The sequence below is a fragment of the Paraburkholderia kururiensis genome (genome assembly GCF_034424375.1).
GTDB lineage: Bacteria > Pseudomonadota > Gammaproteobacteria > Burkholderiales > Burkholderiaceae > Paraburkholderia > Paraburkholderia kururiensis_A.
On the sequence record NZ_CP139965.1, the window covers coordinates 5,972,708 to 5,985,989 of the forward strand.

The 13,282-nt window shown below is 64.3% G+C and carries 13 protein-coding genes; 11 read left to right on the top strand and 2 right to left on the bottom strand.

Going from position 1 to position 13,282, the window contains the following annotated elements:
* The 11 genes from U0042_RS26745 (at position 1) to U0042_RS26795 (ending at position 10,242) form a co-directional block, all read left to right on the top strand.
* A complete protein-coding gene (locus tag U0042_RS26745; RefSeq protein WP_114811566.1) occupies positions 1-1,077 on the top strand; it encodes an NADH:ubiquinone reductase (Na(+)-transporting) subunit F in 1,077 nt (358 codons plus the stop codon).
* 1 nt (position 1,078) lies between these two features.
* Positions 1,079-1,423 carry a 2Fe-2S iron-sulfur cluster-binding protein gene (locus U0042_RS26750; protein WP_114811567.1) on the top strand — a complete coding sequence of 115 codons (345 nt, stop codon included), beginning with the start codon at positions 1,079-1,081 and terminating at the stop codon, positions 1,421-1,423.
* 35 nt (positions 1,424-1,458) lie between these two features.
* Positions 1,459-2,403, top strand: coding sequence for a catechol 2,3-dioxygenase (locus U0042_RS26755; protein WP_114811568.1), 945 nt, complete (start codon positions 1,459-1,461; stop codon positions 2,401-2,403).
* Positions 2,404-2,494: 91 nt separating this feature from the next.
* Positions 2,495-4,015 carry a 2-hydroxymuconic semialdehyde dehydrogenase gene (locus U0042_RS26760; RefSeq protein WP_232833411.1) on the top strand — a complete coding sequence of 507 codons (1,521 nt, stop codon included), beginning with the start codon at positions 2,495-2,497 and terminating at the stop codon, positions 4,013-4,015.
* A 37-nt stretch (positions 4,016-4,052) separates the two neighbouring features.
* A complete protein-coding gene (dmpE, locus tag U0042_RS26765; RefSeq protein ID WP_114811569.1) occupies positions 4,053-4,835 on the top strand; it encodes a 2-oxopent-4-enoate hydratase in 783 nt (260 codons plus the stop codon).
* Between the two features lie 29 nt (positions 4,836-4,864).
* Complete coding sequence (locus tag U0042_RS26770) at positions 4,865-5,788, top strand: acetaldehyde dehydrogenase (acetylating) (protein WP_114811570.1); 924 nt, start codon at positions 4,865-4,867, stop codon at positions 5,786-5,788.
* Between the two features lie 55 nt (positions 5,789-5,843).
* On the top strand, positions 5,844-6,890 hold the full coding sequence (gene dmpG / locus U0042_RS26775) for a 4-hydroxy-2-oxovalerate aldolase (RefSeq protein ID WP_114811571.1): 1,047 nt from the start codon (positions 5,844-5,846) through the stop codon (positions 6,888-6,890).
* Positions 6,887-7,675 carry a 2-oxo-3-hexenedioate decarboxylase gene (gene dmpH / locus U0042_RS26780; RefSeq protein ID WP_114811572.1) on the top strand — a complete coding sequence of 263 codons (789 nt, stop codon included), beginning with the start codon at positions 6,887-6,889 and terminating at the stop codon, positions 7,673-7,675. The genes dmpG and dmpH overlap by 4 nt, the downstream gene beginning before the upstream one ends.
* Positions 7,676-7,688: 13 nt before the next feature.
* Positions 7,689-7,880, top strand: a complete 192-nt coding sequence (locus U0042_RS26785; protein ID WP_042301712.1) for a 2-hydroxymuconate tautomerase — start codon at positions 7,689-7,691, stop codon at positions 7,878-7,880.
* 57 nt (positions 7,881-7,937) lie between these two features.
* Complete coding sequence (locus U0042_RS26790; protein WP_114811573.1) at positions 7,938-8,786, top strand: alpha/beta fold hydrolase; 849 nt, start codon at positions 7,938-7,940, stop codon at positions 8,784-8,786.
* A gap of 76 nt (positions 8,787-8,862) precedes the next feature.
* Positions 8,863-10,242 (top strand): outer membrane protein transport protein, encoded by a 1,380-nt coding sequence (locus tag U0042_RS26795; RefSeq protein WP_114811574.1) that lies wholly within the window; start codon positions 8,863-8,865, stop codon positions 10,240-10,242.
* A gap of 52 nt (positions 10,243-10,294) precedes the next feature.
* On the opposite strand, the gene U0042_RS26800 is transcribed toward U0042_RS26795, so the two are convergent.
* Positions 10,295-12,085 carry a sigma 54-interacting transcriptional regulator gene (locus tag U0042_RS26800; RefSeq protein ID WP_419150469.1) on the bottom strand — a complete coding sequence of 597 codons (1,791 nt, stop codon included), beginning with the start codon at positions 12,083-12,085 and terminating at the stop codon, positions 10,295-10,297.
* A 174-nt stretch (positions 12,086-12,259) separates the two neighbouring features.
* Positions 12,260-13,261, bottom strand: coding sequence for a 2Fe-2S iron-sulfur cluster-binding protein (locus U0042_RS26805; RefSeq protein ID WP_114811575.1), 1,002 nt, complete (start codon positions 13,259-13,261; stop codon positions 12,260-12,262).
* Between the last annotated feature and the right edge of the window lie 21 nt (positions 13,262-13,282).

A 13,282-nucleotide genomic window follows, 5' to 3' on the forward strand; every position in this document is an offset into this window, starting at 1 on the left:
ATGAGCCATCAACTGACTATCGAACCGCTGGGCGCCACCATCGAAGTCGAGGAAGGGCAGACCATTCTCGATGCCGCACTGCGCCAGGGCATCTATATTCCGCACGCCTGCGGCCACGGCCTGTGCGGAACGTGCAAGGTCGCGATTCTCGACGGGGAGGCCGATCTGGGCGACGCCAATCCGTTCGCCCTGATGGACTTCGAACGCGAAGAACGCAAGGCGCTCGCCTGCTGTGCCACGCTCACCACCGACGCCGTGATCGAAGCGGACGTGGAAGAAGATCCGGACGCCGAAGTGATTCCTGTAAAGGACTTCAGCGCGGAAGTGTCGCGCATCGTCCAGCTCACGCCCACCATCAAGGCCATCTATCTACGGCTCGACGACGCGCTCCACTTCCAGGCAGGCCAGTACGTGCAGCTCGAGATTCCGGACCTGCATCAGAGCCGCGCGTTTTCCATCGCGAATGCGCCGGCCGACGTTGCGGCGACCGGCGAAATCGAACTGAACGTGCGGCAGGTTCCGGGCGGCGTCGGCACCGCGTATCTGCATGAGCAACTCGGGGTGGGTGACAGGGTGACGTTATCGGGTCCCTACGGGCGCTTCTTCGTGCGCAAGTCGGCACACCTGCCCATGATTTTCATGGCGGGTGGCTCGGGCCTGTCGAGTCCGCGCTCGATGATTCTCGATCTGCTGCAAGGCGGAGCGACCGAATCCATCACGCTGGTCTACGGTCAGCGCAACGCGGCCGAACTCTACTACGACGCCGCGTTCCGCGAACTGGCGCGGCAATACCCGAACTTCCGCTACGTGCCCGCGCTGTCGGAAGGCGCCGCGGAAAAAGGAGCGCAAGGGCGCGGCGACGTGGCACACGGCTTCGTTCACGAAGCGGCGAAGGCCCACTTCGACAACAACTTCGCGGGGCACAAGGCGTACCTCTGCGGGCCGCCCGCCATGATCGACGCGTGCATCACGACGCTCATGCAGGGGCGGCTCTTCGAAGGCGATATCTACCACGAGAAGTTCATTTCGGCAGCGGACGTGCAGCAGGTGCGCAGCCCGCTCTTCAGGAAGGTCTGACATGGACGCGAGCGAGCCGAAGGTGGCTGTCACCCTCACGCAGACTGGCGAGCACTACCCCTGCGCGGTGGACGAGTCACTGCTCGCGGGCATGGCCCGCCTGGGGCGGCGGGGCATTCCCGTCGGCTGCCTGAACGGCGGCTGCGGCGTGTGCAAGGTGCGCGTGCTGCGCGGGGAAGTCCGCAAGCTGGGGCCGGTCAGCCGGGCGCATGTGAGCGTGGAGGAAGAAGAGGCCGGCTACTCGCTGGCTTGCCGGATCGCTCCGCAGTGCGACGTGGAGCTGGAAGTAGCCGGCAAGATGCAAAAGCCGTTTTTCAAGGGATTCGCCTGCGAGGCATCCCGTTAGTTATACCGACTAGACAGAAACGGAGGAGAGACACCATGGGTGTGATGCGAATCGGCCATGCCAACCTGCGGGTCATGGACATGGATGCGGCGCTCAGGCATTACCAGAACGTGCTGGGCCTGAAGGAGACATTCCGCGACAACGCGGGCAACGTGTACCTCAAGTGCTGGGACGAATGGGACAGATACTCGCTCATTCTGAGCCCGTCCGACCACGCGGGCCTGAGCCACGTGGCCTACAAGGTGGAGAAGGATGCCGATCTCGATGTCTTGAAGGAGCGCATCGAAGCCTACGGTATCCGTACGCAGATGCTGCCCGAAGGCACGCTGCCCGCAACGGGCCGCATGCTGCAATTCAACTTGCCGAGCGGCCACGACATGCGCCTCTACGCATACAAGGAACAGGTGGGCACCGACGTCGGGTCGCTCAACCCCGACCCGTGGCCCGACGACATCAAGGGCTCCGGCGTTCATTGGCTCGACCACTGTCTGCTCATGTGCGAACTGAACCCGGAGGCAGGCATCAACCGCGTGGCGGAGAACACGCAGTTCATGCAGGCGTGTCTCGACTTTCATCTGGCCGAGCAGGTGATGGTGGGGCCGGGCAACAGCATTCAGGCTGCCACGTGGCTGTTTCGCAGCTCGACGCCGCATGACATCGCGTTCGTGGGTGGCCCGACGAATGGCCTGCATCACATCGCGTTCTTCCTCGACGACTGGGCCGACGTGCTGAAGTCCGCGGACGTCATGGCGAAGAACAAGGTGAAGATCGACGTGGCGCCCACGCGTCACGGTATTACGCGCGGCACGACCATCTATTTCTTCGACCCGAGCGGCAACCGCAACGAAACCTTTGCGGGGCTCGGCTACATGGCGCAGCCGGACCGTCCCGTCACCACGTGGACCGAAGACCATCTTGGCCGCGGCATCTTCTTCCACTCAGGCGAGCTAAACGAAGCCTTCACGAGCGTGTACACCTGAGGGCGTCGCGCCGCTGCCGAAACCCGTTGTTTCAGGCGGCGGCCTGTTTCCCGGCGTTATGAACGAACACGAACACATTGCATAAACGATCATGCTGACGACAGAACCGAGGGCCGCGTCGCATAGCGCGAGCGCAGCCGACGCCGCCGACAGCGGCATTCCACTCATCCGCAATTTCATCGACGGCCAGTATCGGGACGGTGTGCGCTGGTTCGACAAGCGCTCGCCACTCGATCACGCCGTGATCGCCCGTGTGGCGGAAGCGGGCCGCGAGCAGGTGGATGCGGCGGTGCAGGCCGCACGCAACGCGTTGCATGGGCCGTGGGGCACGATGACGGTGACGGAGCGCGTCGACGTGCTGTACGCGCTGGCAGACGGCATCAACCGTCGCTTCGACGACTTCCTCGCCGCTGAAGTGGCCGACACCGGCAAGCCCATGAGCCTCGCGCGGCACCTCGACATTCCGCGCGGCGCGGCCAACTTCCGGATCTTCGCCGACGTGGTGAAGAATGTGCCCACCGAGTGCTTCGAAATGGCGACGCCTGACGGCGCAGGCGCGATCAACTACGCCATGCGCCGCCCGGTCGGCGTGGTGGGCGTGATCTGCCCGTGGAACCTGCCGCTGCTGCTCATGACGTGGAAGGTCGGGCCCGCACTCGCCTGCGGCAATACGGTGGTGGTGAAGCCTTCGGAAGAAACGCCGCAAACGGCTGCGTTGCTCGGCGAGGTCATGAACGCGGCCGGCGTGCCGCGCGGCGTCTACAACGTCGTGCATGGTTTCGGTCCCGGTTCGGCCGGCGAGTTTTTGACCACGCACCCGGGCGTCAACGCCATCACGTTTACAGGCGAAACGCGCACGGGCGCGGCCATCATGAAGGCCGCCGCGGACGGCGCGCGGCCGGTGAGTCTCGAGATGGGCGGCAAGAACGCGGCCATCGTGTTCGCCGACTGCGATTTCGACGCGGCCGTGGAAGGCACGTTGCGCTCGTGCTTCGCCAATGCGGGGCAGGTGTGTCTTGGCACGGAGCGCGTCTATGTGGAGCGGCCCATCTTCGAGCGCTTCGTCGCCGCGCTCAAGGCGGGAGCCGAAGCGCTGCGCATCGGCCGACCCGAAGACCCGGCCACGGGCCTCGGTCCGCTCATCAGCGAAGAGCATCGCCGCAAGGTGCTGTCGTACTACGCGAAGGCTGCCGAACTGGGCGCGACTGTCGTGACGGGCGGTGGCGTGCCCGACATGCCCGGCGACCTGAAAGAGGGCGCCTGGGTGCAGCCCACGCTCTGGACCGGCCTGGGCGACGATTCGCCCATTGCTCGCGAAGAAATCTTCGGCCCGTGCGCGCTCATCATGCCGTTCGATTCCGAGCAGGAAGTGATTCGGCGTACAAACGACAATGCATACGGCCTTGCAACGGCCATCTGGACCACGCATCTCGCGCGTGCGCATCGCGTGGCCGCTTCGATCGAGGTGGGCATCGCCTGGGTCAACTCGTGGTTTCTGCGCGACCTGCGCACACCGTTCGGGGGCGCGAAGCAGTCGGGCATCGGCCGCGAAGGCGGCGTGCATTCGCTGGAGTTCTACACGGAACTCAAGAACGTGTGCGTGAAGCTGTGATGCGCGCATTTGATCAACCCTGCCACCCGGAAGACTCATGGAATCCACGTTGATTGCCGAGCTTGGCGACAGGCTCTACGGCGCGTTGAACGCGCGCGAAACGGTTGCGCCGCTCACCGACAGTTATCCCGACATGTCCATCGAAGACGCTTATCACGTCCAGCAGCGCATGGTGCAGCGCCGGCTGGATGCAGGCGAAACGGTGGTGGGCAAGAAGATCGGGGTGACGTCGAAAGCTGTTATGGACATGCTCGGCGTCTATCAGCCCGACTTCGGCTATCTGCTCTCGGGCATGGTGTACGGCGAGGGCGAGAGCATTGCCGTGAACACGCTGATCCAGCCGAAGGCCGAAGGGGAGATTGCCTTCGTGTTGAAGAAGGACCTGCTCGGCCCGGGCATCACCAACGCGATGGTGCTGGCTGCCACCGAATGCGTGATGCCGTGCTTCGAGATTGTCGATTCGCGTATTCGAGACTGGAAGATCCGCATTCAGGACACCGTGGCGGATAACGCCTCGTGCGGTGTGTTCGTGCTCGGCGACCGCGCGGTATCCGCACGTGCCGTGGATCTGGCCACCTGCGGCATGGTGCTGGAAAAGAACGGCGAGGTGATCGGCACCGGCGCGGGCGCGGCGGCGCTCGGCTCGCCCGTCAACGCCGTGGCCTGGCTTGCCAATACGCTGGGCCGGCTCGGCATTCCGCTCAAGGCCGGCGAAGTGGTGCTCTCCGGCGCGCTCGCTGCCATGGCGCCCGTCAAGGCCGGCGACAACTTCCGCCTTGCGATTGGCGGCATCGGCGCGTGTTCGGTGCGCTTCGGTTGAACCCCATCGTCATTCAAAGGACATTTCCCATGACACAGAAAATCCGTTGCGCGTTGATTGGCCCAGGCAACATCGGGACGGACCTGCTCGCGAAACTGCAGCGCAGCCCAGTGCTGGAGCCCGTCTGGATGGTGGGCATCGACCCCGACTCCGACGGCCTCAAACGGGCCCGCGAACTGGGCATCCAGACCACGGCGGAGGGCGTGGACGGCCTGCTTCCGCACGTGAAGGCCGACAACGTGCAGATCGCCTTCGACGCCACGAGCGCCTATGTGCACGCCGAAAACAGCCGCAAGCTCAACGAACTCGGCGTGATGATGATCGACCTCACACCGGCGGCCATTGGTCCGTACTGCGTACCACCTGTCAATCTCAAGCAGCACATCGGCAAACGCGAGATGAACGTGAACATGGTGACGTGCGGCGGCCAGGCCACCATTCCGATGGTGTATGCCGTTTCGCGCGTGCAGCCCGTGGATTACGCGGAGATCATTGCGACCGTCTCGTCACGCTCGGCCGGGCCGGGCACGCGCAAGAACATCGACGAGTTCACGCGCACCACGGCAGCCGCGGTGGCGCGCGTGGGCGGTGCGAAAGAGGGCAAGGCGATCATCGTCATCAATCCGGCCGATCCGCCGCTCATCATGCGCGACACCGTCCATTGCCTGACAGCGGATACGCCCGACGAAGCGCGCATCACCGACTCCATTCTCGCGATGATCGAAGAGGTGCAACGCTACGTGCCCGGCTACCGGCTGGTGAACGGCCCCGTGTTTGACGGCAAACGCGTGTCCGTCTATCTGGAGGTGGCGGGACTCGGCGACTACCTGCCGCGCTACGCCGGCAATCTCGACATCATGACCGCGGCGGCGGCACGCACGGCGGAGATGTTCGCCGAAGAACTGATCGCAGGCCGCATCACGCTTGCGCCCGTGGAAGGCGCGGCCGCCTGAGTGCGGACATTCGCGGCCTGGACGCAACCGAACATCGCTGAATAAAGGAAACGCCATGAATCTCAAAGGCAAGCGCATTACCGTGCACGACATGACGCTGCGCGACGGTATGCACCCCAAACGTCACCAAATGACGCTCGATCAGATGCGCAGCATCGCCCAGGGGCTGGACGATGCCGGCGTGCCCCTCATCGAAGTGACGCACGGCGACGGCCTGGGTGGGTCGTCGGTGAACTACGGCTTCCCCGCGCACACGGACGAAGCGTATCTCGGCGCCGTGATTCCGTTGCTCAAGCGCGCGAAGGTGTCGGCGCTGCTGCTGCCGGGTATCGGCACGGTCGATCATCTGAGGATGGCGCACAGACTCGGCGTGCATACCATTCGCGTGGCCACGCACTGCACTGAAGCCGACGTGTCGGAGCAGCACATCACGCTCGCCCGCAAGCTCGAGATGGACACCGTCGGCTTTCTGATGATGAGCCACATGAATAGCCCCGAGGGCCTCGTGAAGCAGGCGAAGCTGATGGAAGGGTATGGCGCGAACTGCATCTACATCACGGACTCGGCGGGCTACATGCTGCCCGACGACGTCAAGGTGCGTCTTACCGCGGTGCGCGACGCGCTGAAGCCGGAGACCGAACTGGGCTTTCACGGTCACCACAACCTGGCGATGGGCGTGGCGAATTCGCTGGCCGCCATCGAATGCGGCGCGAACCGCATCGACGGTGCCGCCGCGGGGCTCGGCGCCGGTGCGGGCAACACGCCGCTCGAAGTGTTCGTGGCCGTGTGCGACCGCATGGGCATCGAAACCGGCGTGGACGTCTGGAAGATTCAGGACGTGGCCGAAGACCTCGTGGTGCCCATGATGGACTTCCCCATTCGCATCGACCGCGATTCGCTCACGCTCGGCTATGCGGGCGTGTACGGCTCGTTCCTGCTGTTCGCCAAGCGCGCGGGCGAGAAGTACGGTATCCCGGCGCGCGACATTCTGGTCGAACTGGGCCGGCGCGGCATGGTGGGCGGCCAGGAAGACATGATCGAAGACACCGCGCTCACGCTGAAGAAGGCCCGCGAACAGGCCGCCCGCAAGGAAGCCGCATGAACCTGCCCATCGACACCATTCAATCGCTCGCGGCGCACCTCGACGAGTGCGCCCTTCACGCGCGCGACACCGTGAAGATCACCGACACCTGGCCCACCATGGATTGGGGCGACGCCTACGCGGTGCAGGACGCCATGCGGCAGCGGCATCTCGTGCGCGGCGCGCGGCTCGTCGGGTACAAGGCGGGACTGACGTCGCACGCGAAGATGCGCCAGATGGGCGTGGACACGCCCGTCTTCGGCTATCTCATGGATACGTTCGCGATTGAAGACGGCGGCGTCTGTCGCGCAAACGAACTCATTCACCCGAAGGTGGAGCCGGAGATCGCCTTCGTTACGCGCGCGGAACTGAAGGGACCCGGCTGCCACATCGGCAACGTGCTGGCCGCAACAGACTTCGTTCTGCCAGGCATCGAAGTCATCGACAGCCGTTACCGCGACTTCAAGTTCGACCTGAAGAGCGTGGTGGCCGACAATACGTCGGCCGCACGCTTTGTTGTGGGCGGCCAGCCGCTTGCCGTGGAGGGCGTGGACTTGCGCACGATCGGCATCGTCATGGAAAAGAATGGCGAGCCGGTCGCGTTCGGCGCAGGCGCCGCCGTCCTCGGGCATCCGGCCGCGGCCATTGCCATGCTCGCGAACCATCTCGGCGCACGCGGCGAATCGATTCCGGCAGGCAGCCTCATTCTTTCGGGCGGCATCACGGAAGCGGTGGCGGTCGAGACCGGCGACAACATCACATTGCGCGTCCAGGGAATGGGTTCCACCGGACTGCGCTTCATCTGACAAGGAGGCCATTGTGCCCATTGCCCAGCTTTACATCCTGGAAGGTCGCGACGACGAAAAGAAGGAGCGGCTGATCGCCGAGGTCAGCGAGGCGATTCATCGCGCCATCGACGCGCCGCTCGAATCGGTGCGCGTCATCATCGTCGAAATGCCGAAGGAGCACTTCGGCATCGGCGGGCAGAGCGCGAAAAAGCGCGGACGCTGATTACGAGGCGCCGCATGCCGTGCGGCGCCCATTCCTCCCTTTTCGTCGGACTCCTCCATGCAGACCCAACCTCAAGCGGCAAAAAGCATTGTTGCCAACGGCATACGCACGCACTACCACGACGTGGGCGAAGGGCCCGTGGTGTTGTTGATCCACGGCTCGGGGCCTGGCGTCACGGCCCTTGCGAACTGGCGGCTCACCATGCCGGCGTTCGCGCAACGTTTTCGCGTGATCGCGCCGGACATGGTGGGCTTCGGCGACACGGAACGCCCGGCGGGATTTCGCTACTCGATGGAGAACTGGGCGGCGCACCTCTTGGGCTTGCTCGATGTGCTGGGCGTGGAGCGTGCGCACGTGGTGGGCAACTCGTTCGGCGGGGCACTCGCACTCGCATTGACGATCGAAGCGCCCCAACGCGTGGGCCGGCTCGTGCTGATGGGAAGCGCCGGCACCGCATTTCGCATCACGGAGGGGCTGGATGCGGTGTGGGGCTATACGCCGTCGATCGAAAACATGCGCGCGCTGCTCGACATCTTCGCCTATGACCGCACACTGGTGAACGACGATCTGGCGAAGCTGCGCTACGAAGCGAGCGTGCAGCCGGGCTACCAGGAGTCATTCGCCAACCTGTTTCCGGCGCCGCGCCAACGCTGGGTGGATGCGCTCGCGAGCCCGGAGCAGGCGATTCGCGCCATTTCGCACGAAACGCTGATCGTTCACGGCCGAGAGGACAAGGTCATTCCGCTCACTTCTTCGCTGCGCCTCGCCGAGCTGATTCCCCGGGCTCAGCTTCACGTGTTTGGTCAATGCGGCCACTGGACACAGATCGAACACGCTGCACGCTTTAACCGCCTTGTGATCGACCATTTCAGCGAAGCGGGCGATCCGCCTTCGGAAGCCGCGTAGTCGTTAGCCGCAATCATCGTGGCCAGTAGCATCGTATGTATTATGCATTACTAAATATAGACATAAGGAGACAGATGTGAAAGGTAATGGCATTCGTGTAGCGGTCGCGCTATGCATGGCGGTATGGGCCGGTCGTGCGCTGGCGACAGACGTATTCAACCTCGAAGGCTTCGGCCCTGTCTCGCGCGCCATGGGTGGAAGCGGGGTGGCGTACAACGTCGGCCCCGCCGCGATGATGCTGAACCCCGCCACGCTCGGCATGATGAGCGACGGACGCTACGTCGACCTGGGCCTCGACATCGTCACCACCGACATCAAGGCCACCAATACGGCCACGGGTGAAACGGCGACGTCAGGCAATCACGGCAACAACAACGGTCCGTACTTCGCGCCGGAGACCGCGTTCGTGTACCGCCACGGGCGCTACGCGTTCGGCGTGGGCGCGTTTGCCGAAGGCGGGCTGGGCACGCAGTTCGGCGGCAGCAGTTTTCTGTCGCGCACCACGACCAACGGCATCGATACCGGCTTCGACAATTTCTCGCGGCTGCTCGTGTTGCGCATTCCGTTTGCCCTCTCGTACGACGTTACGGACAAACTCACCGTCGGCGGTTCGTTGGACGCCGTGTGGACGTCGCTGAACCTCGGCATGCTGCTGGACGCCTCGCAGATCGGCACGCTTGCGGCGCAGCGCCGTGCCTCGGGCACGCTGCTGCCCACCCTGGCCAGCGTGCCGGGGCTCTCGGGCGGCTACATCAATTTCTCGCACAACGGCATAGTGGGCGGCGGCGTCGACGCATGGGGGATAGGCGGCAAGCTGGGCCTCACGTATCGGCTCACGCCGGACACCGTGTTGGGCATGGCGTACAACTTCAAGACCCACGTGGGGGACCTGGGCGGCCACGCAACGTTGTCCGCCGTGAGTTCCGTTGCGGGGAACATTCCGCTTTCGGGCGAGGTGACGGTCCATAACTTCGAGATGCCGGCGCAGTTCACGGCGGGCCTCAGCCACCGTTTCAACGACCACTGGAGCGTGTCGGCCGACTATCAGCGCGTGTTTCTCGCCAGCGTGATGAAGGACATCAACGTGACCTTCGTGCAGTCGGGCAGCGGGGCGAACCTCAACCTCTCGTTGCCGCAGAATTACCGCGACATCAACGTGTTCGCGATCGGCGCGGAATACCGCTACAACGCGAGCCTCGCGTTCCGCGCGGGCTTCCACTATGCGCAGGAGGCCATTCCGAACAACACGCTGTTCGCGGTCATACCGGCCATTCCCACCACGAGCGTGACGGGTGGTGTCTCGTATGCGTTCAGCAAGAACGATCAGGTGGATTTCGCGCTGTCGTATGCGCTGCAAAAGACGTTGACGAATACGAGCCAGCCGAACACGTCCGCGCCGCTCAAGGTGACTCACTCGCAACTCAACGCGGCAATGTCCTGGCAGAAGCGGTTCTGAAGCAGGGCGCGCACGGACGGACGCCACCATGAGGCGCTGCCCGTGCGCGATGTCACGCGCGATCGATAGGGATGCCGTATTTGCGCAGGCGGTAGGCCAGCTTAGGCCGGCTGATGCCCAGCACGCGCGCGGCAAGCGAGAGATTGCCGTTCGCCTCGGCAACGGCCGCGCGCAACATCGCGGCCTCCGTCTCGGCCAGCCCTGGTCGGCCTGCGCCCGCGAGCGCAGGCGGCACAGCCTCCACAGGTTCGTTCAGGAGCCCGATGTTGCCGCTGCGCTTGAGAATGAACGACGACACGTCGATTTCCTCGCCGGTGGTGAAGAGGTGGCACAGGTCCAGCGCGCCGCCGTCTTCGGCCAGAATGACGGCGCGTTCGATCATGTTTTCGAGTTCACGTACGTTGCCGGGCCAGTCGTAGTTGAAGAGGGCATCCACCGCACGTTCGCGAAAGCCCGTGATGTGCTTGTCGTGCTTCTTGGCAAGGCGCTGGAGAAACCAGTTCATCATCAACGGAATGTCGTCGCGCCGGTCGCGCAAAGGCGGCACGTGAATGGGAAACACGTTCAGACGGAAGAACAGGTCTTCGCGAAAAAGCCCGGCTTTCACGGCTTCCCGCAGATTCACGTTGGTGGCCGCCACCACTCTCACATCGATCTTGCGCGTGCGCGTGTCGCCCACGCGTTCCAGTTCGCCCTGTTGAAGCGCGCGCAGCAGCTTGCCCTGCGCCGTGTAACTGAGCGTGCCGATCTCGTCGAGAAAGAGCGTGCCGCCGTTGGCCCGTTCGAAGCGACCCGCGCGTGACGACGTTGCGCCGGTATAGCCGCCGCGCTCCACGCCGAAGAGTTCGGACTCCATCAGATGTTCGGGAATGGAGGCGCAGTTCACGGCCACGAAGGGGCCACTCGCACGCTTGCTGAGATTGTGCAGGTTGTTCGCGAAGACCTCCTTGCCCACACCGCTCTCGCCGAGAAAGAGCACGGTGGCCTCCGTTGGCGCCACCTTGTTGACCATGTGGCAAACGGTGTTGAAGCCGGCGGAAATACCAACCACGCCGACACTCTGCTCAGGCGCCTCGACAATACGCTCGGCAATGCGGCTGGTGGCGGGCAGTGCGGCTTGCGGCTCGAGCGACCATTTCGCGAAGTCACCGATCTGCAGGAAACGCAGATCGTCCTGCGGGTCTTCCCAGTCTTCGACAGGCTTGCCCACCACGCGACATTTCGCGTGGCCCATGCCGCGGCATTCGATTTCGCGCCACAGAATAGGGCGCCCCATGAAAGCGCTCGTGTAGCCGCAGGCGTAGCCGGTCAACATCCAGCAGACCGCTTCGTTGCCGATGCCGTAACTCGCGATGTGAGTTTCGGCTTCGGCACAATCGATCAGATAGAAGTCGCCGAAGTAGTGCCCGCGCCCCACGTCGATGTCGAGCGCGATAGGCTCGCAGTGCACGATGCCTTCGAGCGACACCAGTTGCGGGCCGGCGAGAAAGTCGTCGTAGCTGTTCGACCCTGCACGAACCTTGCGCGTCATCGCGGCGTCGCGTGTGCCCGCCTGATAGCCGATGCGGGTCACGAGGCCGCGAGCGGTTTCCTTGCCGAGGCTCTCGATCAGTTCCTGGCGCAGCGCACCGAGCGAACTGATGTGCATGAGCATCATGCGCTGGTCGTCCAGCCAGATGCGGCCTTGCTGAGGCGCAAAACGCAGGCGCTTCGCGAGATCGTGAATGGCGGGGACGCGGACCTCTTTCGAGCGCTTTCCGTCCGGTTTGCCGTCCGCGGATCGAGCGGACGGCGCCATCGGCGAGGCGGCGTGCGCGGCCCCGTGCGTGTGGTGTTTCGGCATGCTGGCTCGCTCGCTTCCGGATGCGCGTTCGATGCCATGAAGGATGAGCGGGCGACTGTCCGATCGCCCGCGGGCTGCGCCGGAAGCTGGGAATCGTGATTGGTTCGCTGAGCTTACGCTTCCCGGCAAGGTATGGCGATTGGTGTTAATACGCGATTCACGTGATCGTGGCTATCAGACGAAACGATCGAAGTGAATCTGATCGAAGGGCACGCGATACCTTTGCATCAACATCTCCTGTACGGCTTCGATCATGGGTGGCGGCCCCGCGAAATAGAACTCGTACTGATCGAGCGGCAAGGCAATAGTGCGTTCCACCTCGCCGTGAACGAAGCCGGTTGCGCCGGACCACGGCGGAAGCGGTTGCGGCGACGAGAGCACGACGGTGGCGGACAGACGTTCGTGCGCGAGCGCATCGATCTCGGCCGCGGCACCCAGATCGGCCTGCGTGCGCGCACCGTAGAAGAAGTGCACACGCGGCCCCTCAGGCTGCGCCAGTGCGCCGCGTGCGACGGAGAGCATCGGCGCCAGTCCCGACCCGCCCGCGATGCAGACGATCTCGCGCGAACCGCCGTCACGCAGATGCGCATGACCGTACGGGCCGTCGATCGTGATGGACTGCCCCGGCTTCAGCGCATCGAACAGGCTGTTGCTGCCGGCGCCTTGCGGCACGCGGCGAACGATGAACTGCCAGATGCCGTCCGTGTTCGCGAGATTGGACATCGAATAGGCGCGGGCGCCCTGCACGTGCGGCGGATAGAGCAGGGCGTACTGCCCCGCGCGAAACGACGCGGCGCCGGGTGCGCGGAACGTGAACTCGTTCATGTCGGGCGTGAGCGCCCGGCTCGCTTCTAGCGTGGCTTCACGGCGAACGGGCGGCACGACAGGGCGATAACTCTCGTCGCAGCGCACGCGTATCGTGCAGTCGCCGAGCGGCCGCGACTGGCACGCAAGGCGTTTGCCGCGCTTGTGGTCACGCTCCGTGAGACCGGGTGCCTCTGGCCAAAGCGTTTCCATCGTTCCCGCGACGAGTTCGAAACGGCAGGCGCCGCAGCCGCCCACACTGCATTCGTGCGGCAAGCCTACGTCGGCACGCAAGGCGCCACGCAGCAGCGTGTCTTCGTCGGCGCCCACGCTGAACCGCGCGCCGCCTTCGATCGTGATGTGATGTTTCATCGATTGCTTCCGTTCTTACGG

Excerpts from the sequence above, each read along its gene's own strand:
- U0042_RS26745 (WP_114811566.1), top strand. The coding sequence starts at position 1 with ATGAGCCATCAACTGACTATCGAACCGCTGGGCGCCACCATCGAAGTC.
- U0042_RS26750 (WP_114811567.1), top strand. The coding sequence starts at position 1,079 with ATGGACGCGAGCGAGCCGAAGGTGGCTGTCACCCTCACGCAGACTGGC.
- U0042_RS26755 (WP_114811568.1), top strand. The coding sequence starts at position 1,459 with ATGGGTGTGATGCGAATCGGCCATGCCAACCTGCGGGTCATGGACATG.
- U0042_RS26760 (WP_232833411.1), top strand. The coding sequence starts at position 2,495 with ATGCTGACGACAGAACCGAGGGCCGCGTCGCATAGCGCGAGCGCAGCC.
- dmpE (WP_114811569.1), top strand. The coding sequence starts at position 4,053 with ATGGAATCCACGTTGATTGCCGAGCTTGGCGACAGGCTCTACGGCGCG.
- U0042_RS26770 (WP_114811570.1), top strand. The coding sequence starts at position 4,865 with ATGACACAGAAAATCCGTTGCGCGTTGATTGGCCCAGGCAACATCGGG.
- dmpG (WP_114811571.1), top strand. The coding sequence starts at position 5,844 with ATGAATCTCAAAGGCAAGCGCATTACCGTGCACGACATGACGCTGCGC.
- dmpH (WP_114811572.1), top strand. The coding sequence starts at position 6,887 with ATGAACCTGCCCATCGACACCATTCAATCGCTCGCGGCGCACCTCGAC.
- U0042_RS26790 (WP_114811573.1), top strand. The coding sequence starts at position 7,938 with ATGCAGACCCAACCTCAAGCGGCAAAAAGCATTGTTGCCAACGGCATA.
- U0042_RS26800 (WP_419150469.1), bottom strand. The coding sequence starts at position 12,085 with ATGCCGAAACACCACACGCACGGGGCCGCGCACGCCGCCTCGCCGATG.
- U0042_RS26805 (WP_114811575.1), bottom strand. The coding sequence starts at position 13,261 with ATGAAACATCACATCACGATCGAAGGCGGCGCGCGGTTCAGCGTGGGC.